The 18,268-nt window shown below is 46.6% G+C and carries 20 protein-coding genes; all 20 read right to left on the bottom strand.

What is annotated here, in order from left to right; translation table 11 throughout:
• Positions 1-18: 18 nt before the first annotated feature.
• Positions 19-1,176 carry an ADP-forming succinate--CoA ligase subunit beta gene (gene sucC, locus MY7_RS06955; protein ID WP_003154283.1) on the bottom strand — a complete coding sequence of 386 codons (1,158 nt, stop codon included), beginning with the start codon at positions 1,174-1,176 and terminating at the stop codon, positions 19-21.
• A gap of 174 nt (positions 1,177-1,350) precedes the next feature.
• On the bottom strand, positions 1,351-1,632 hold the full coding sequence (locus MY7_RS06950; protein WP_007409769.1) for a FlhB-like flagellar biosynthesis protein: 282 nt from the start codon (positions 1,630-1,632) through the stop codon (positions 1,351-1,353).
• A complete protein-coding gene (locus MY7_RS06945) occupies positions 1,629-3,332 on the bottom strand; it encodes a hypothetical protein (RefSeq protein ID WP_007611400.1) in 1,704 nt (567 codons plus the stop codon). The genes MY7_RS06950 and MY7_RS06945 overlap by 4 nt, the downstream gene beginning before the upstream one ends.
• A 16-nt stretch (positions 3,333-3,348) precedes the next feature.
• Positions 3,349-4,116 carry a ribonuclease HII gene (locus MY7_RS06940; protein ID WP_007611398.1) on the bottom strand — a complete coding sequence of 256 codons (768 nt, stop codon included), beginning with the start codon at positions 4,114-4,116 and terminating at the stop codon, positions 3,349-3,351.
• A 72-nt stretch (positions 4,117-4,188) separates the two neighbouring features.
• Positions 4,189-5,037 carry a ribosome biogenesis GTPase YlqF gene (gene ylqF / locus MY7_RS06935; RefSeq protein ID WP_007611396.1) on the bottom strand — a complete coding sequence of 283 codons (849 nt, stop codon included), beginning with the start codon at positions 5,035-5,037 and terminating at the stop codon, positions 4,189-4,191.
• 142 nt (positions 5,038-5,179) lie between these two features.
• Positions 5,180-5,527: a 50S ribosomal protein L19 gene (gene rplS / locus MY7_RS06930; RefSeq protein WP_003154288.1), complete on the bottom strand. Its 348-nt coding sequence runs from the start codon at positions 5,525-5,527 to the stop codon at positions 5,180-5,182.
• Positions 5,528-5,667: 140 nt separating this feature from the next.
• A complete protein-coding gene (gene trmD, locus MY7_RS06925; protein ID WP_007611393.1) occupies positions 5,668-6,399 on the bottom strand; it encodes a tRNA (guanosine(37)-N1)-methyltransferase TrmD in 732 nt (243 codons plus the stop codon).
• Positions 6,396-6,920 (bottom strand): ribosome maturation factor RimM, encoded by a 525-nt coding sequence (gene rimM, locus MY7_RS06920; protein ID WP_003154290.1) that lies wholly within the window; start codon positions 6,918-6,920, stop codon positions 6,396-6,398. The genes trmD and rimM overlap by 4 nt, the downstream gene beginning before the upstream one ends.
• 4 nt (positions 6,921-6,924) lie before the next feature.
• Positions 6,925-7,311: a YlqD family protein gene (locus MY7_RS06915; RefSeq protein ID WP_003154291.1), complete on the bottom strand. Its 387-nt coding sequence runs from the start codon at positions 7,309-7,311 to the stop codon at positions 6,925-6,927.
• Between the two features lie 90 nt (positions 7,312-7,401).
• Complete coding sequence (locus tag MY7_RS06910; RefSeq protein WP_007611392.1) at positions 7,402-7,647, bottom strand: KH domain-containing protein; 246 nt, start codon at positions 7,645-7,647, stop codon at positions 7,402-7,404.
• Complete coding sequence (gene rpsP, locus MY7_RS06905; RefSeq protein ID WP_007611384.1) at positions 7,647-7,919, bottom strand: 30S ribosomal protein S16; 273 nt, start codon at positions 7,917-7,919, stop codon at positions 7,647-7,649. Before rpsP ends, MY7_RS06910 begins: the two co-directional genes overlap by 1 nt.
• Before the next feature lie 105 nt (positions 7,920-8,024).
• The gene (gene ffh, locus MY7_RS06900) at positions 8,025-9,365 is read right to left on the bottom strand and encodes a signal recognition particle protein (protein WP_007409763.1); all 1,341 of its coding nucleotides are present in this window, start codon (positions 9,363-9,365) and stop codon (positions 8,025-8,027) included.
• A gap of 13 nt (positions 9,366-9,378) precedes the next feature.
• Entirely contained in the window at positions 9,379-9,711 is a 333-nt protein-coding gene (locus MY7_RS06895; RefSeq protein WP_003154299.1) for a putative DNA-binding protein, read from the bottom strand.
• A gap of 121 nt (positions 9,712-9,832) precedes the next feature.
• Entirely contained in the window at positions 9,833-10,603 is a 771-nt protein-coding gene (locus tag MY7_RS06890) for a phosphotransferase family protein (RefSeq protein WP_007611383.1), read from the bottom strand.
• Between the two features lie 83 nt (positions 10,604-10,686).
• Positions 10,687-11,676, bottom strand: coding sequence for a signal recognition particle-docking protein FtsY (gene ftsY, locus MY7_RS06885; RefSeq protein ID WP_007611382.1), 990 nt, complete (start codon positions 11,674-11,676; stop codon positions 10,687-10,689).
• A 19-nt stretch (positions 11,677-11,695) separates the two neighbouring features.
• Complete coding sequence (gene smc, locus MY7_RS06880) at positions 11,696-15,256, bottom strand: chromosome segregation protein SMC (RefSeq protein WP_007611381.1); 3,561 nt, start codon at positions 15,254-15,256, stop codon at positions 11,696-11,698.
• A gap of 101 nt (positions 15,257-15,357) precedes the next feature.
• Positions 15,358-16,107, bottom strand: a complete 750-nt coding sequence (gene rncS / locus MY7_RS06875) for a ribonuclease III (protein ID WP_014417754.1) — start codon at positions 16,105-16,107, stop codon at positions 15,358-15,360.
• A gap of 138 nt (positions 16,108-16,245) precedes the next feature.
• Positions 16,246-16,479, bottom strand: a complete 234-nt coding sequence (gene acpP / locus MY7_RS06870) for an acyl carrier protein (protein ID WP_003154310.1) — start codon at positions 16,477-16,479, stop codon at positions 16,246-16,248.
• 84 nt (positions 16,480-16,563) lie between these two features.
• Positions 16,564-17,304: a 3-oxoacyl-[acyl-carrier-protein] reductase gene (gene fabG, locus MY7_RS06865; protein ID WP_007611378.1), complete on the bottom strand. Its 741-nt coding sequence runs from the start codon at positions 17,302-17,304 to the stop codon at positions 16,564-16,566.
• Positions 17,297-18,250 carry an ACP S-malonyltransferase gene (gene fabD / locus MY7_RS06860; RefSeq protein WP_003154316.1) on the bottom strand — a complete coding sequence of 318 codons (954 nt, stop codon included), beginning with the start codon at positions 18,248-18,250 and terminating at the stop codon, positions 17,297-17,299. Before fabD ends, fabG begins: the two co-directional genes overlap by 8 nt.
• Positions 18,251-18,268: the final 18 nt, after the last annotated feature.

Genomic DNA, 18,268 nt, shown 5'->3' with positions numbered 1-18,268 from the left:
CCTGCCTTTCATTCTTTCCTAAACTAAGGATACGATTTTCTGTGCGCCGTCTGCCATTGATTCCGCAGATGTGATGTTTAAGCCTGATTCATTCAGGATTTTCTTTCCTAAATCTACGTTTGTCCCTTCAAGGCGCACGACCAGCGGCAATGTCAATCCGACTTGTCTCGTCGCTTCAACAACGCCCTCGGCGATGACATCACACTTCATGATGCCTCCGAAAATATTAACGAAAATTCCTTTTACGTTTTGATCGGAAAGAATGATTTTAAAAGCTTCCGTAACTTTTTCTGCGGTTGCGCCGCCCCCGACATCAAGGAAGTTTGCAGGTTCTCCGCCGTAGTGTTTAATGATATCCATTGTAGACATTGCAAGACCCGCGCCGTTTACCATGCAGCCGATATTTCCATCAAGGGAAATGTAGCTTAAATCGTATTTTGACGCTTCGATTTCTTTCGGATCTTCTTCATCTAAATCTCTGTATTCCATAATGTCTTTTTGTCTGTATAACGCATTGCTGTCGAAGTTCAGCTTAGCATCCAGCGCCATGACGTTTCCGTCCCCCGTAACGACGAGAGGGTTGATCTCGGCGATGGAGCAGTCCTTCTCAACAAATGCTTTATATAAGCCGAGCATAAATTTAGCGGCTTTGCCGACAAGCTCTTTCGGGATGTTAATTGCGAATGCAATTTCCCTTGCCTGATAGCCCTGAAGGCCGACAGCCGGATCAATTACCGCTTTTTTAATTTTTTCAGGAGTTTTTTCCGCTACTTCTTCAATCTCCGTTCCGCCTTCTTCAGACGCCATTAAAACGATTCTTGAAGTAGCGCGGTCAAGTACAAGCCCGACATAGTATTCCTTTTTAATATCGCAGCCTTCTTCAATAAGTAAGCGTTTTATTACTTGTCCGTCCGGACCCGTTTGATGTGTGACGAGCGTCTTGCCTAACAGTTCTTCGGCATACTCTTTCACTTCATCTTTTGTTTTTGCAATCTTTACCCCACCAGCTTTGCCGCGGCCGCCAGCATGGATTTGCGCCTTTACGACATAAACCGAGCTTGACAGGCTCTCTGCTTTTTCAACTGCTTCCTCTGCTGTAAAAGCCACTTTACCTTCAGGAACAGACACCCCGTATTTTCTGAGGACTTCTTTTCCCTGGTACTCATGGATATTCATTTCCCATCCTCCTAACTTATGTAGCAAAACTAAAAATAGACTGCGCTTTCATTCTATATAATACTGGAAGAATTGTCTAGGGTTCAAAACAAAATCTTTATATCCTTCCAAACATTCTAACTTTTATTTTATTGAAAATATAAATTTAAACGGAGTCCGGGAAATGAATGGTCCTTATTTTTCGTTTTTCAAGGTTTCGTCCAGTCTGTAAACAAATGAAAAAATTTCGGCAACGGTTTCATAAAGCGCCTCCGGTATCTGATCGTCAACCGTCAAATGGCGCATTAATTCGACAAGGGTTCTGTCTTCCTGAATGGGGACCCCAGCCTTCTCAGCTTCTTTTATAATATTTTCCGCCACGTGCCCCCTGCCTGTTGCGACAACCTTCGGGGCTTGGTCTTTCTGCCGGTCGTAATGCAGGGCGACAGCTCTTCTTAACGGCGTTTGCTCTTTCATATTTTCACATCCACTTTTCTTCCGCCGTCTTTTTCTATAAACTCTTCCACAAGAGCGCTCTGGTCTTTCGGGCGCCGTTTTTTAGACGTGACGCCTGACAGGCTGAAGCCCGTTTCTTTTACGGCTTCTTTTAAAGCCGGTACGAGAGGGTCGATGGCCGCCTGAAGCTCAAAATCAGTCTCAACCGTAATGGTCATTACATTTTGCTGAATCATGCAGTCCACAACGGTTTCTTGCAGTGTTTCAAGATGCAGCAAAAACAGGAGCCTGCAATGTGACGGATCGAGTTTTCCGTCCGGCTTCTTCCGTCCTTTAAAGAGAACTGTGATGTCATTCTCATACGCGGACGCACCCAGCGGAAATGACAGCACCATCTGCGTAAAAGAAGGGTTATGCTGCTCAATAAACAGCTGGCCGTTTAATTTATGAAGAAGCGGTTCCGCCTCTTGTTTAACGGATTGGGGCGCTTCTTGAAGCGTCCGGACGGCTTGGAGGGCTGTTTTCAGCGCTTGTTTCTCCGGCTGCGGAGACACGCCTTTTTCAAGCGCTGTAATGAATGATAATTCATCACGCGTGCCCAGTCCTTTTTTGATTTTCTGCAAAAGGCTTAATACATCATGTTTTTCCGCATATTTCAATTCGGTGAGCTGAGCGGCTTTTTCGAAAACAGCCGCCTCCTGTTCTGTCAGACGTGCGTTTTGAAGAACAGGTGCTGTTTTCAATGTTCTTTCTTGAGAAATGAAAGTCTTAATGATCTCCGCCGTTACTTTTACGGGACGGTTTTCAGTTTTTTCTGCCGATGTCATTAATTTCTCTATAATCTGTTTTGCCGTTTTTTCAGGCAGTTCCGTATCTGTCCGTGCACTCGGAGGAGAAGGTTGGCTTGAGACTGCCTTTCCGTTTTCACGAGTCTCTCGGACAAATGGTGATTGTTTTGATTCCGTCCGTTCTCCTTCATTCATCAGCCCGGTTTCTGAAATCGGCATGCGTGCAGCCTCGGCAAGCTTCTTCAAGAGACGTTCTGCATGAAGGTCCGTTTCCGCGTTTAACACGTCAGAAACCGCCTCTTTGAGCACAGACAGCTCTTTTGCCGATTGCGGAGCCTGATTGATTGCCTGAAGCAGTCCTGAGAGGAGGCGACGGGTCGGAACCGGATATTTAACGGCATGAATGGCTGACAAGACTTCCGGATGTGCGGGCAGTTCCCGTTTCAGCGCAAATACGATTGTTTCCGCCGCTTTTTTCAATTCAGCGGCCGGAAGCGATTCAGCCCAGCGGATGCAGGCTTTGAGACTGTTTTCCGTCATCGGCAGCTTCTGCTGCATAAATGTTTCGGCAATCTGCAGAGACACAGGACCTGGTTTGACGGAAAGAGCGTTTAACAGTCTTCCCGCCGCTTCCTGAACGGTTTTCGGGCTTCCTTCAAATTGGTCGATGACATGAAGCCGGCCCGTTTTTTCCACTGGCTGTTTGTCATAAGAAAACCAGTAATACGCCTGCGGACGAAGGGCGGTTTCAAGTTTTCCCTGCATCGTCCGGCCGCCGATTTGGATAAGAGCGCTTTGATCGTCCAGCAAACGGAGAACCTTCCCTAACAGCAGCCTTTGAGCGCCGCTGTCTTTACCGCCGTCTTGCCGGTCCGGAGGAATTTCCGCCGTCAGCTGTCTGAAAGCCGCTTGGATTTCGCCGCTTATGTTCATGTCTTAAGCCTCTTTTCTAACAATAAGATTGAACGGGAGCGAACGTTTTTCGGTGAATAGTTGTCGGTCCGTATGCCTGAAGAGCTTCAAGATGTTCTTTCGTTCCGTAGCCTTTATTTTTTTCAAAGCCGTACATGGGGTAGGTTTTGGCGTACTCAGCCATGAGACGGTCCCGCGTTACTTTTGCTATGCAGGCTCCGGCGGCAATTGACACGCTTTTGGCATCCCCTTTTATAACTGATGACTGCGGAATGTCAAGCGGAAGGGTCATGGCATCAACAAGCAGATAATCAGGTGTTTCCGTTAAAGCATTGACGGCTTTTACCATCGCCAGTCTCGCGGCCTCATAAATGTTGATCCGGTCAATGACGTCCGCATGGACAATGCCGACTCCTACAGCCGCCGCTTCCTCCGTGATCCGGCTGTAATACTCCTCGAGCTTCTTTTCCGACAATTTCTTCGAGTCCGTGAGACCGAGAATCTCGCATTCTGCCGGCAAAATGACGGCGCCGGCGACAACCGGTCCGGCAAGCGGCCCTCTTCCGGCTTCGTCAACACCCGCAATCAGGCGGAAGCCCTTTTTGGATGACAGTCTTTCGTATGCCGTCATGTTCAGCCATTGCTCTTTAAGAGCTTTTTCCTTCGCGTGCTTTTTCAGCCATTGCTCTAAAAGCGTCTGTACGCTTTTTCTCGGGTCTTTCTCACATTGGGCAAGGAAGGGGTCGCTTTCGTCCCTGACCTCTTGCAGGCGTTCTTTTACGCTTTTTACGGTTAATGTATTCACGTTCTCTTCTCCCTTACATTATGTATATCGGTATTCTGCGGAAAAAATAAAGACCCGCATCGCTGCGCGTCTTTATTCTGATGGTGTTTCAAATGAAAGCCTGCCGAATTTTTCCGTCCGGATGTCCCGAATGATGACTTCCGTTGTTTTATCATAGTCAACCATTCCGCCGCCCATCAAACAGCCGCGTTTTTCACCGATCGCGTCGAAAAGAGCGGCGATATCCTCAGGGATTTCCTGAAGTCCGTAGCGCTCCTTCAAGCGGTCGGGATAATGCTCTTCCAGAAAGCGCAGCCCGAAGACGGCCACATCCTGCAGGTTGATAATCGTATCTTTAATCGCCCCGGTGATTGCCAGGCGCAAGCCGACAAGCTCATCTTCAAATTTAGGCCATAAAATTCCCGGTGTATCGAGCAACTCTAATTCCTTGCCTACCTTTACCCACTGCTGTGAAGTGGTAATGCCAGGCCTGTCTCCCGTCTTGGCAATGTTTTTCTTGGCCAGCCGGTTAATGAGAGTAGACTTGCCGACATTCGGAATGCCGATGATTAATGCGCGGATTGCTCTTGGCCTAATGCCTTTTGCTTTCATTTTATCGAACTTATCTTTCAGCAGCTCTTTTGAGGACGGCACGATTTGATGCAGTCCCTGCCCGTTAACGGAGTTTATTGAAAGAGAGGGAATGCCCTGTTCCTGAAAGTGGTCCTTCCACTGGGCAGTCACAGCCGCATCCGCCTTATCGGCTTTATTTAAAAGCATAATGCGCGGCTTATTTTTTAAAATCTCCTCAATCATCGGATTTCTCGATGACATCGGGATTCTCGCATCCACCAATTCGTATACGATATCAATTAATTTCAGTTTTTCTGTTACTTCCCGTCTCGCTTTAGCCATATGGCCTGGGAACCATTGAATGGTCATGTGACTTCGACACCTGCCTTATTTACCGGAACCGGATGTTCCGATGATCTCTTATGTATTTTACGTTGCTTGTTCTGCTTTTACAAATTTCATATAAAAAAAGAGCCTGTTACGGGTAACAAGCTCTTTTCGTTCGTTATCATTATCGTCTGATTTCTTTAATACGAGCCGCTTTTCCGCGAAGTTCACGCAGGTAGTAAAGCTTAGCGCGACGTACTTTACCGTAACGTACAACTTCGATTTTCGCGATTTTTGGTGTGTGTACAGGGAATGTACGTTCAACGCCAACACCGTAAGAAATCTTACGAACTGTGAACGTTTCGCTGATTCCACCACCACGACGCTTGATCACAACACCTTCGAAGATCTGGATACGCTCACGGTTACCCTCAACAACTTTTACGTGTACACGTAAAGTGTCACCAGGACGGAACGCAGGAAGATCAGTGCGAAGCTGTTCTTTTGTGATATCTTGAATTAGTTTTTGCATCGTTTTCAACTCCTTCCAACAGATGCTCTTGGCCACAACTGCAAGGCACAGCGGAACATCGTTTTCAAGCTTCTGAAGGATAAGCCTCCTTAAGCCACAAGTAGTATCTTATCATATCTTCATCGCCTGCGCAATAGAATCTATTCGTTTTCCCACTCGGAAATCCATTTTCTTTGCTCATCAGTGAGAGGATATTTTTCAAGAAGATCCGGACGTCTTAAAAAGGTTCTTCTGATTGATTCTTTATTGCGCCATTCTTGTATTTTGGCATGGTTGCCGGACAGAAGGGTCTCAGGCACTTTTAAGCCTTTATAATCTGCTGGCCTCGTATAGTGAGGATGCTCTAAAAGCCCCGTGCTGAAGGAATCCTCCACGTGGGATGCTTCTTTTCCGAGGACGCCCGGCAAAAGCCTGACAACGCTGTCGGCAATCATCATGGCAGGGAGCTCTCCCCCGGTCAGCACAAAATCCCCGATGGAGATTTCATCAGTGACAAGATGTTCCCGGATCCGTTCATCATACCCTTCATAATGTCCGCAAATAAACATGAGATGTTCCTCTTCCGCCAGCTCCTCGGCTTTCTTCTGCGTATAACGCTCACCTTGCGGGCAGACGAGGATAATGCGCGGCTTGGCGTCCGTACCGGATGTCAGCTTTTCAACCGCATCAAATACGGGCTGCGGCTTTAACACCATCCCGGCTCCCCCGCCGTACGGGTAATCATCAACCGTTTGGTGTTTATTATCCGAAAAAGCCCGGAAATTGATGACGTCAAAACGGACAGCCTCTTTTTCCTGTGCTTTTTGCAGAATGGATGAGCCGAGCACCCCTTGAAACATTTCGGGAAACAGTGTTAAAAAGTCGATTTTCATTCGTCTATTAACCCTTCCATTACATGAATCTTAATTTTCTTCTCATTTATATTAATATCCTTTACCACAGAAGCAATATACGGAATGAGCGCATCTTTTTTGCCTTTTCTTGCAACCACCCATACGTCATTAGCCCCGGGCGTCAAGATTTCCTTCACTGTGCCGATCAGTTCCCCGTCTTCTGACACAACCTCGCAGCCGATGATTTCATGAAAATAAAATTCATCTTCTTCAAGCTCTCCCAAGTCTTCTTCAGGGACTTTGATCACCATGTTTCTTAGGTGTTCGACTTCATTGAGACTCGGCATTTCTTTGAATTGCAGCAGGTGAAACTGCTTGTGAAGCCTGTGGGCGCTGACCGTTACTTTGATTGGCTCCGCAGCCCCTTCCGCAAACAAATAAAGCGTATTGCCGGGCTTGTACCGTTCTTCGGCAAAGTCCGTTTTAGAAATGACCCGCACTTCGCCTTTAATGCCGTGGGTATTTACAATTTTGCCTACATTAAACCATCTGTTTGTCATATTATCACCTCGGGCGGATTTCAATTACTACCCCGTCTTTTATGACGATGGTATTTGCCGCTGTTTTTTCATGCCAGTTATCACCGACGTTGATTGAAAGCAGCGCATCGATCTCCTTTTCCTTCACTTCGCTTCCAAGCGGGAGCGACTCTGTCTGGCTTATTTGGAAATCGATCATTTTGATTTTGTCTTGTCTTTTTTCAATGGCTTTTTTAAAAGATTCCGCTACATCGGGATTCTGCTGATCTTTTTCATGTTTTCTAAGCTGAAAATAGAGCTGGCTGCATTCTCGTTCAAGCGTTTGCTTTTTTTCTGCAAAAGAGGCCAAAAGCTTTTCCTTGCTTTGCTCGGTCAGAACCTGCATAACGGTTACCCTGTGAATAATCTGCATAGGACCAGACTCCCCACTCTTCCAACATATTTCTGTTCATTTGCCTTTTTTACGTGTAAAAAAAGGGGAGGTGCCGGCCCTCTCCCTTTTTCAGTCAAATATTTCAAATTGAACTTTCTTAGAAGACTGTGCGCCAGCTGCAAAAACGACGGTTCGAATCGCTCTTGCAGTCCGGCCTTGCTTTCCGATAATTTTACCGGTATCTGACTTATTGACAGATAAGCGCAGCGCAATCTTTTGATCAGTCTCTTCCTTTGTGACCGTTATGTCTTCCGGATGGTCGACAAGCGGAGCCACAATGCTGACAATCAAATCTTCCAAGTTCTGATCAGTCATTACTTGCCTTGTTTAGCGTTGTGGAATTTTTCCATAATTCCTTGGTTTGAGAACAAGTTGCGGACTGTATCAGAAGGTTTAGCTCCTGTTTGAAGCCATTTAAGAGCAAGCTCTTCGTTGATTTTCACTTCAGCCGGCTTTGCAACCGGGTTGTATGTGCCGACTGTTTCGATGAAACGGCCGTCACGCGGTGAACGAGAATCTGCTACAACAATACGATAGAAAGGAGATTTTTTTGCTCCCATACGTTTTAAACGAATTTTTACTGCCATTTTACTAGCACCTCCGAAAATATTTCAACAAGATAGTATATTAACAATGATAAAAGTGTTTGTAAAGTGTTTTTTCTTAACAACGGTTTTATCATGTATAACCGATTACATAAAAGGTAATTTAAAGCCTTTTTTCTTCCCTTTTGTCATGTTGGTCATCTGCTTCATCATTTTTTTCATTTCCTCAAACTGCTTTAAAAGACGGTTGACTTCCTGAACGGATGTTCCGCTTCCTTTGGCAATCCGCTTCCGCCGGCTGGCGTTAATGATATCCGGCTGTTCTTTTTCAAGAACAGTCATTGATTTAATGATTGCTTCCACATGATTCAGCTGTTTTTCATCGACTTGGATGTTTTTTAAGCCTTTCATTTTGCCTGCGCCGGGCATCATTTGCAGCAGTTCGTCAAGAGGCCCCATGTTTCGGACCTGGCCGAGCTGCTCCAGAAAATCATCCAATGTGAAGCTCATCGTTCTCATTTTCTGCTCAAGCTCTTTGGCTTTGTCTTCATCAACGGTCGCCTGAGCTTTTTCAATCAGCGTCAGCACGTCACCCATTCCGAGAATCCGGGATGCCATCCGTTCAGGATGGAACGCTTCAAGAGCATCTAGCTTTTCTCCCATTCCGGCGAATTTAATCGGCGTTTCGGTGACCGCGCGGATAGAAAGCGCCGCACCTCCGCGGGTATCCCCGTCAAGCTTTGTTAAAATGACACCCGTTAAACCGAGCTGGTCATTAAAGCTTTTGGCGACGTTTACCGCATCCTGACCGGTCATTGAGTCGACGACAAGGAAAATTTCCTCAGGATTTGCGACTTCCTTTACGCCGGAGAGCTCATCCATCAGTTCATGATCGATGTGCAGCCGTCCGGCGGTATCTAAAATCACATAATCATGATGCTCTTCCTTCGCTTTTTCAATCGCCTGTCTGGCAATTTCCACCGGGCTGACCTGATCGCCAAGCGAAAAGACCGGCATATCAAGCTGTTTCCCCAGTGTTTCCAGCTGTTTAATCGCGGCGGGGCGGTAAATATCCGCAGCCACGAGCAGCGGTTTGCGGTTATGTTTTTTGCGCAGCAGGTTGGCAAGCTTCCCCGTGGTTGTCGTTTTACCGGCACCTTGGAGCCCGACCATCATAATAACGGTCGGCGGGCGTTTGGCGACGGCAATTTTGCTTTCTTCGCCGCCCATCAGCTCGGTAAGCTCTTCTTTTACGACTTTAATAACCTGCTGACCGGGTGTCAGACTCTGCATAACGTCCTGTCCGACAGCCCGTTCACTTACTTTTTTCACAAAATCCTTTACGACTTTAAAGTTAACGTCAGCCTCAAGAAGCGCAAGACGAACTTCACGCATCATCTCTTTTACGTCTTGTTCGCTGACTTTTCCTTTTCCGCGGATTTTTGAAATCGTCTTTTGCAGTCGGTCGGCTAATCCTTCAAATGCCATTGTTTGCCGCCTCCTAATCTAATTTCTCAAGCGCTTCAATCAGAGCCGTCATTTTTTCCTCTTCCTGCAACCCGGAAGCAAGCTCTTTCAGCTTTGTAAACATTTCTTTACGCTCCTGAAACTTTTTAAAAAGGAGCAGTTTTTCTTCATATTGTTCAAGCATCGCTTCAGTCCGTTTGATGTTATCGTAAACGGCTTGCCTTGAAACGTCATACTCTTCGGCTATTTCACCAAGGGAGAAATCGTCCAGATAATAAAGCGACATATAGCTCTTTTGTTTTGACGTCAGCAACGACTGATAGAAGTCAAATAAATAGTTCATTCTCGTCGTTTTTTCGAGCGACATTTGAGCTCTCCCCTTTGTTAAGTCAAATCCCTTTACAAAAACTTAGTTTACATGGTTTCAGAGCGTGTGTCAAGTTTTTATCTTGTCAAAGCATGATGCTCTTTTTACATAATAAGTTTTTTTAAAAAAATTCATATAGACCGTCGTTAAAATACTCGAATTCTTGTTTTGATACACGATAGCGGCAATAGCCTTCGTAAAAAGCATTGAGGCATGTTTCATTTGTGACAAAATGACTGATCGCTAATGATTCATCATATCGCGGATCTCCCGCCGATATTCCCGCAGCATCGATAAACAGATAGACCTCTCCGTCTTTCACCAGCACATTTTCAGTCGTGCAGTCACCGTGAATCATTGTCTGCTGAACAGGAACAGGCCTGCACCTGTCCAATTCCTTCAAAAGCTCTGCACTTCCTTCAGCCTGTCCTTTTTTGACATATTCTCCGGCTCGTTTGATTTGCAGATCGAGCCAGTCTGTCTCCGGCTGTAAACCAGAGACCATTTCGGTTTCATGCAGCCGTTGCAGAAACTGGCCGAAACTTTTGATCAGCTTTTTCTTTTCAGTATCCCCTTTTGCTTTTCTTAAAGCCGAAGTCAGGGTGATTCCATCCTCAAATGACATTAGGATATGGCTGGCATGCTGTTCCTGTATCATCCCATAATAAATAGGAACAGGCAGACGACGAGTTTCCGTCAGTTTTTGTAAAACGAAGGCTTCTCTCATTAACCATTCCCGATACTTCTGTTGAAAAGAACTTTTCAGCAGAAATGCGTCTTGGCCGGTCACTATTTTTCGAACGGTTGAAGTGCCTCCCTGTTCATCCAACAGCGACATATGGTTTATCGAGCCGATCTTACTTTCCAATTCAGCTTTCAGCCATTTGTCCAACAATTGCCCCCTCCATTCCGATCTATCAATGCGTATAAAAAAACGAGTATAAAACCGTCCATTTTATACTCGTTTTTTATTCATTAATCCTCGGCTTTTTCAACTAAATCAGAAAAGAGACCGTATACGTAAGATTCTGCATCAAATCGCTGGAGATCGTCAACCTTTTCTCCGAGGCCGACCAGTTTCACGGGGATGTGAAGCTCATTGCGGATCGCCAGGACGATACCGCCTTTTGCGGTGCCGTCAAGCTTCGTTAACGCGATACCCGTCACATTCGTCGCTTTGGAGAATTCTTCCGCCTGCGCCATCGCATTTTGGCCTGTCGTCGCGTCCAGCGCAAGGAGAACCTCATGCGGAGCCTCAGGCACTTCGCGTTCGATGACGCGTTTGACTTTTTCAAGCTCTTTCATTAAGTTTACTTTATTCTGAAGGCGGCCGGCCGTATCACAAATCAGCACATCCGCTCCTCTTGCTTTAGCCGCGTGTACGGCATCATAAATAACCGCAGCAGGGTCGCTTCCGGCAGCCTGTTTAATGACAGGCACGCCTGTACGCTCCCCCCACACTTCAAGCTGTTCAATCGCCCCGGCTCTGAAGGTGTCTCCGGCAGCGAGCACAACGGATTTGCCTTCATTCTTCAGCTTATGGGCAAGTTTTCCGATCGTTGTCGTTTTTCCGACGCCGTTTACCCCGACAAGCAGAATAACGTTCAGGCGCCCGTCCTGAATATTTAATTCAGAAATCTGTTCGTCGCCGCTGTTATAAATGTCGACAAGCTTTTCAGAAATGACGGACTGCACTTCCTGAGGATCCTGGATGTTTTTCAGCTTCACTTCATTTTTGAGCTCATCAATCAGCTCCATAACGGTTGTAAAACCGACGTCAGCGCCAATCAGCACTTCCTCAAGCTCCTCGAAGAAATCCTCGTCGACTTTCCGGTAGCGGGAGACGAGTTCGTTCACTTTATTTGAGAAGGAATTTCTTGTTTTTTCAAGACCATCTTTAAATTTTTCAGAGACGGAGTCTGTCTGTTTCGTGATTTTCTCTTTTAATTTTTTAAAAAAGCTCATCTTTCAACCTCTTTCCTCGTTACTGAACGAATTCTTTTGTTTCTTCCAGTTTGACCGAAACCATTCGGGAAACGCCGGATTCCTGCATCGTAACACCGTAGAGGACATCCGCTTCTTCCATGGTGCCTTTTCTGTGGGTGATAACGATAAACTGGCTGTCGCCGCTGTATTTTTTTAAATATTGCGCAAACCTGAATACATTGGCTTCATCAAGCGCAGCTTCCACTTCATCAAGGACGCAGAACGGCACGGGCCTTACTTTCAGAATGGAGAACAAAAGGGCAATGGCAGTCAGCGCCCGTTCTCCCCCTGACAAAAGATTTAAGTTTTGCAGTTTTTTGCCCGGAGGCTGCGCGATAATGTCCACCCCGGAATTAAGAAGATCATTCGGATCAGTCAGCTTCAGTTCAGCCCGTCCTCCTCCGAATAAAGAACGGAACACGTCGTTGAATTGAGAACGGATCTGGACAAACGTTTCATGGAATCGCTTCGTCATTTCAGAATCCATTTCTTCAATGACTTGAAACAGTGTGTTTTTCGCTTCCGTCAGGTCATTTTTCTGCTCTGTTAAAAACTGATACCGTTCGTTTACTCTTTCAAATTCATCGATGCTGCCGAGATTGACCGTTCCGAGCTCTTCAATTGAAAGCTTGATCAGTTTGACCCGTTTTCTCGCCTCTTCAGGCTCGAGTTCGAGCTGATATTGTTCTTTTGCCCCTTCAAAGGATAAGCTGTACTCCTCGCGTAAATACTGCAAGAGATTATCAAGCTCGACTTCCATCCGGCCAAGTTTTACCTCTTCATCTTTCAAAATTTCTGTTTTTTGCTTGTACAGACGCTTCATCTCTTTCAGCTCAAGCTCGTTCGTATCAAGAGACCGCTGGAGCTTCACACGCTGGTCGCGCCGGCTGGCGATCAATTCAATCGTTCTCGTTTTATCGTGAAGCTTATGATGGGCTGCTTCTTCAAGCTGCTCCTCACCGCTTGTGCTGGACGTCATCTCTGAGGTCAGGAGGCTTAAATCTTCCCGTGTTTCTTTCAGAGCGAGCTGCGTTTCTTCAAGCTCTTTTTTCAGCCTTTTGAGGTTGTCTTCCTCACTCGAGCACGCCTGTTCTTTTTTCGCAGCGGCCACTTTACATTCCGTCAGTTCATGAGAGAGCGTTTCTTTTGTTGAGGATAGGGTCTGCTTTTGTTTTGTCAGCCTTTCCATCTCTTCCTCAAGCTCTTTCAGCTGGCCGGATGCCTCACTCAGCTGTTCTTCCAGAGCTGATTTGCGCGTCTCTTTTTCCCGGCTGCTTTCCGTCAGCGATGCTTTCTCCTGATCGTAAAGCTCCAGATGGGTATTGATGTTCTTTTCAGCGACTTCGAGTTCATACAGCCTGCCTTTTACATCCTGCTGCTTTGTTCTGAAAGCTTCACCGTCTTCACGGAGACCGCTCAGCGTATGTTCAAGCTCTTGAATGGCCTGCTTCAGCGTTTTGACCTCTTTTTCGAGCAGAGCTGTTTTTTCTTCCATTTCGGCAAGCCGCGCAGTCACCGTCTCAAGCTCACGGCTTCTGCCGAGCAGAGAATTGTTTTTCTTTTTGACCGCGCCGCCTGTCATTGATCCGCCTGGATTGACGACATCGCCCTCAAGCGTCACGATGCGGTAGCGGTGCCCGAGAAGCTTGGCCAGTTCATTTGCGCCTTTTAAATCTTCAGTGATCAGCACGGTGCCGAGAAGGTTTTGAATGACATTCCGATACGCGGCATCATATGTGACAAGCCCGCTCGCTGTGCCGAGGAAAGACGGATGCTTTGAAGCCGTCTGTTCATCACGGGTTTGGAGCTGGCGCGGTTTCATAACCGTAAGCGGCAGGAACGTCGCGCGGCCGAATGAATTCTGTTTTAAATATTGAATCGCTTTCCGCGCCGCCTGCTCGTCGTCTGTGACAACGTGCTGCGCCGCTGCGCCGAGTGCAATCTCGATCGCCGTTTCATACTTTTGTTCGGTGGCAATCAGTTCGAGAACGGCGCCGCGGATGCCGCCAAGCTGCTCTTTCTGCTTCAACACTTCTTTTACGCCTTGGTAAAATCCTGAAAAATCGCCTTGCATCGTTTCAAGCATATCTTTTTTGGATCTGGCCTGCTGGACGAATTGATATGCCTGATACAGCGCAGATTCTTTCTTTTCATATTGGCGTTTTTTCTGTTCATATGCTGTCTGGACTTCGCGAAAGCGGACGACCTGATTGTGAATATCCTCTTCAATGGCGGCCAATTCTTCTTCGCATGCCGCTTTGCGGACTGCAATATCGTTTCGTTCTTCAAGGTATTTTTCATTGTTTGCGGTCAGTCTCGCCTGCTGGACCGCAGATTGGGACATCTGGTCATCTAAAAGCTGCAGCTCGTTGCGAATCGACGCCTGGCTGTTTAACAATTCAAAGTAATCGCTTTTTAATTGTTCAATTTTGTCTTCTACATTTTCATTATGCAGACTGAGAGCCTGCTGCTTTTCTTTCACCTGGGCGTTTAACCGCTTCACTTCCGCACGCAGCTTATCATAGACGGCAGACTGTTTTTCAATGTCCGCTTTCAGTTCGGCTTCTTTGTTCGTGTAATGTGTAACGGATTCCTCAAGCTGTTCCCGGTTTTGCGCGGCGTTTTTTTTGCGCTCTTTCAGCACTTCTTTCCGGCCTTCCAGCTTTTCCAGCTCTTCACTTGTCACGAGCAGAACCTGCTGCAGTTCGTTGACGGATTCATCAAGCGCGTGGATTTTATCTCTCGTCTCTTCTATCATCGCTTCTTTTGCGGACAGAGCCGATGATTCCGCCAATTCTTCTTCTTTAGCCGCCTGCACCTTTTCTTTTAAACCCGACCATCTGCCATGCAGTTCTTCGATGTCAAAGGCGGTAAGGGCAATTTCGACATGTTCAAGCTCTTTCTTTTTTTCTAAGTAGTCTTTGGCGATTGAAGCCTGGATTTTCAGCGGTTCGACCTGATCTTCAAGCTCGTGGAGAATATCTTCCACCCTGTTTAAGTTATCCTGCGTCTCAAACAGTTTGTTTTCCGCTTTTTTCTTTCTTGTTTTATATTTCAGCACGCCGGCCGCTTCTTCAAAAATACTGCGGCGGTCTTCCGCTTTGCTGCTGAGAATCTCTTCAACTTTCCCCTGGCTGATAATAGAGAATGCTTCTTTCCCGAGCCCGGAGTCCATAAATAAGTCAATGATATCTTTCAGGCGGCACTGCTGATTGTTGATGAGAAATTCACTCTCTCCGGAACGGTACACCCGTCTCGTCACGCTGACTTCGTGGTAATCGATCGGGAGAAAATGATCTTCATTATCAAGCGTTAACGTGACTTCGGCAAGGTTCAGCCGCTTGCGCGAATCACTTCCCGCAAAAATGATATCTTCCATTTTTCCGCCCCGAAGCGAGCGGGCTGATTGTTCGCCGAGCACCCAGCGGATGGCTTCGGTAATGTTGCTCTTTCCGCTGCCGTTCGGACCGACAACGGCCGTGACGCCTTTTACAAAGTCAACGGATATCCGTTCTGCAAATGATTTAAATCCTATAACGTCTAAACGTTTGAGGAACATCCCAGATCCTCCTTATCGTATAAGTATCTCAATATTATCATAATCACCCGCTTATATCAGGCGCAGACATACTGAAATCCCCCTAGGGAAACAGGGGGATTTTATTGTTTCGTATGATGTTTTTGCATTTTTGCAAGAGCTTCCTGTGCCGCATGCTGCTCGGCTTCTTTTTTGGAACGTCCGTTCCCGATACCGAGCGCCTCACCTTTAAGAGAGACAAGCGCCTCGAATTCCCGGTTGTGGGCAGGCCCTTTTTCATTGAGAATTTTGTACTCAAGCGATCCTTTTCCGTCCCGCTGTACAAATTCTTGAAGCTGGCTTTTGAAATCCATCACATGAGAAAAAGCACCATCGTTTATTTTAGGGAACACGTACACTTTCAGGAATTGCTGAACCGGCTCAAGGCCCTGATCCAGATACAGTGCGCCGATAAACGCTTCAAACACATCCGCTAAAAGCGCAGGACGCTTTCTGCCGCCCGTCATTTCTTCTCCTTTTCCCAAGAGAACAAGATCGCCGAATGACAATTCATGGGCAAGTGAGACGAGTGACGGCTCGCATACGATAGCGGCTCTCAGCTTCGTCAAATCTCCTTCACTCATGGCCGGATATTTGGCAAATAAGAATTGGGAGATCGTCAGTTCCAAAACAGCGTCACCTAAAAATTCAAGCCTTTCATTGTCTTCATACGGCTTTTTCCGATGCTCATTCACATAAGATGAATGTGTAAATGCTTGATACAAAAGTTTCTCGTTTTGAAAATGAACCGAAATCCGTTCTTGGAACTCTTTAAATTGCTCTATTTTTTTATAGAACTTTTTTTTATCTTTAAAATGTGAGTGTTTTGACATAGTAACCTCCATAGGCACATCAGGTTCACCGCGCTCCCCGCCGTAAACGGAATCGGCAGCGCGTACAGCGTCAGACGCCGGTAACCGAACGATTAAAGGGCTAAAGCCCCGCTGTCAGGCGGGACTTTTAGCATCAGCTTATTGCTGGTTTTGTATGTAGTTCACAGCGTCGCCGACTGTTGCAATCTTTTCAGCATCTTCGTCAGAAATCTCCATATCAAACTCGTCTTCAAGTTCCATAACAAGCTCAACTACATCTAGGGAATCAGCACCTAAGTCTTCCTTGAAAGAAGCTTCAAGTTTGACGTCAGCTTCATCAACGCCAAGGCGGTCTACGATGATTTTCGTTACACGCTCTAATGTATCTGCCATAGCAATTCACCTCCCCTCAAGTATTATAGAGGATTCGTTTTTAAAAAACTAGAGAAACTAGGATGAAATTTTAAAAACAAATCTTTACATCACCATTCCGCCGTCAATATGAAGGGTTTGGCCCGTCATATAACGCGATCCTTCAGACGCAAGGAACGTAACAACGCTGCTGATATCGGAAGGATCACCGAAACGCGCGAGCGGAATCTGCTTCAGCATTTCATCTTGGACTTCTTTAGAAAGCTTGTCCGTCATATCTGTAGAAATAAAGCCCGGAGCAATGGCATTAACCGTAATATTGCGGCTCGCAAGCTCTTTGGCTGATGACTTCGTTAAGCCGATTACACCGGCTTTTGCCGCCACATAGTTCGCCTGGCCGGGGTTTCCGCTGACGCCGACAATTGATGATACGTTGATAATCCGGCCGGAGCGCTGTTTCATCATCTGTCTTGTCACGGCTTTCGTGCAGTTGAATACACCTTTCAGGTTAATGTTAATGACATCATCCCATTCATTTTCTTTCATTCTCATCAGAAGATTGTCTTTTGTGATCCCCGCATTGTTCACGAGAATGTCGATTGAAGAAAATGCAGCGACAGCCTCTTTCATCATGTTTTGTACTTCTTCGGAATTTGATACATCGGCTTTTACCGCGATCGCGTTTCGGCCCAAAGATTTGATTTCATCTACGACTTCGTTCGCTTTCGCTTCATTCCCGGAGTAGTTGACTACTACGTTACAGCCGTTTTTCGCAAGACCAAGCGCGATCGCCCGCCCGATTCCGCGGGACGCTCCCGTTACCACTGCTGTTTTTTCATTAAGCATCCTGATTCTCCTCCTTCAGCGTTTGAATCGCCAGTTCGATGGTTTCATGGTCAGAAACCGAGATTGTTTTAAGGCGGCGGTTCACTTTTTTCACAAGGCCTGAAAGCACTTTTCCGGGCCCGATTTCAACAAACGTCGTGACACCTTCGTCAATCAGTTTGTTAATGGTTTCTTCAAAGCGTACAGGTGAGTACAGCTGTTCGATCAATTTTTTCTTGATATCGTCTTTTTCTGTCATAACGTCAGCCGAAACGTTTGAAATCACGGGAACAGCCGCATTTTTTAACTCACAGGCGCTGAGCACCTCCTCGAGTTTTTGCGCTGCCGGCTTCATTAATTCAGAATGGAACGGTCCGCTTACTTCTAATGGGATTGCTCGTTTGGCTCCGTTGTTTTTCGCTTCTTCTGAAGCGAGCTCCACGCCTTTTGCCGTTCCGGAAATGACGATCTGGCCGGGGCAGTTCAGGTTTGCAAGCTGTACGAGATGACCGTTTTCCGTCACTTGATCCGTCACCTTTTTCAAGGACTCCGCATCCATGCCGAGAATAGCTGCCATGGCGCCTTCTCCGGCCGGCACGGCTTCATTCATGAATTCTCCCCGTTTTCTTACCGTGTAAACGGCATCTTTAAATGTCATCGCTCCCGCCGCAACAAGCGCCGAATATTCTCCGAGGCTGTGGCCGGCGGTGAAATCAGGGGTGATGCCGGATTCTTTAAACTTTTCCAATACGGCGATGCTTGTTGTCAACAGCGCGGGCTGCGCATTGTATGTAAGGGTCAATTCTTCGGCGTCACCTTCAAAAATGAGCGAGCTCAGCTTTGTTTCAAGCGTTTCATCCGCTTCATCAAAAATACGTTTTGACGCTTCTTCGCGTTCGTACAGGTCTTTTCCCATACCGATATATTGTGATCCCTGTCCGGGAAATAAAAATGCAATCTTACTCATGATGCGGTAACCTCCAGA

It is taken from the genome of Bacillus sp. 5B6, assembly GCF_000259405.1.
Taxonomy (GTDB): Bacteria; Bacillota; Bacilli; order Bacillales; family Bacillaceae; genus Bacillus; species Bacillus velezensis.
Note: the sequence above shows the minus strand (reverse complement) of the source record. Positions and strands in the feature narration are given on the sequence as shown.

Coding starts and splice junctions, on each gene's coding strand:
- rncS (WP_014417754.1), bottom strand. CDS start 16,107: ATGTCAAAACACTCACATTTTAAAGATAAAAAAAAGTTCTATAAAAAA.
- MY7_RS06910 (WP_007611392.1), bottom strand. CDS start 7,647: ATGACTGATCAGAACTTGGAAGATTTGATTGTCAGCATTGTGGCTCCG.
- ffh (WP_007409763.1), bottom strand. CDS start 9,365: ATGGCATTTGAAGGATTAGCCGACCGACTGCAAAAGACGATTTCAAAA.
- ylqF (WP_007611396.1), bottom strand. CDS start 5,037: ATGACCATTCAATGGTTCCCAGGCCATATGGCTAAAGCGAGACGGGAA.
- rimM (WP_003154290.1), bottom strand. CDS start 6,920: ATGACAAACAGATGGTTTAATGTAGGCAAAATTGTAAATACCCACGGC.
- MY7_RS06895 (WP_003154299.1), bottom strand. CDS start 9,711: ATGTCGCTCGAAAAAACGACGAGAATGAACTATTTATTTGACTTCTAT.
- fabG (WP_007611378.1), bottom strand. CDS start 17,304: ATGCTTAATGAAAAAACAGCAGTGGTAACGGGAGCGTCCCGCGGAATC.
- smc (WP_007611381.1), bottom strand. CDS start 15,256: ATGTTCCTCAAACGTTTAGACGTTATAGGATTTAAATCATTTGCAGAA.
- fabD (WP_003154316.1), bottom strand. CDS start 18,250: ATGAGTAAGATTGCATTTTTATTTCCCGGACAGGGATCACAATATATC.
- rpsP (WP_007611384.1), bottom strand. CDS start 7,919: ATGGCAGTAAAAATTCGTTTAAAACGTATGGGAGCAAAAAAATCTCCT.
- ftsY (WP_007611382.1), bottom strand. CDS start 11,676: ATGAGCTTTTTTAAAAAATTAAAAGAGAAAATCACGAAACAGACAGAC.
- acpP (WP_003154310.1), bottom strand. CDS start 16,479: ATGGCAGATACATTAGAGCGTGTAACGAAAATCATCGTAGACCGCCTT.
- MY7_RS06915 (WP_003154291.1), bottom strand. CDS start 7,311: ATGCAGATTATTCACAGGGTAACCGTTATGCAGGTTCTGACCGAGCAA.
- sucC (WP_003154283.1), bottom strand. CDS start 1,176: ATGAATATCCATGAGTACCAGGGAAAAGAAGTCCTCAGAAAATACGGG.
- trmD (WP_007611393.1), bottom strand. CDS start 6,399: ATGAAAATCGACTTTTTAACACTGTTTCCCGAAATGTTTCAAGGGGTG.
- MY7_RS06950 (WP_007409769.1), bottom strand. CDS start 1,632: ATGAAAGAGCAAACGCCGTTAAGAAGAGCTGTCGCCCTGCATTACGAC.
- MY7_RS06945 (WP_007611400.1), bottom strand. CDS start 3,332: ATGAACATAAGCGGCGAAATCCAAGCGGCTTTCAGACAGCTGACGGCG.
- rplS (WP_003154288.1), bottom strand. CDS start 5,527: ATGCAAAAACTAATTCAAGATATCACAAAAGAACAGCTTCGCACTGAT.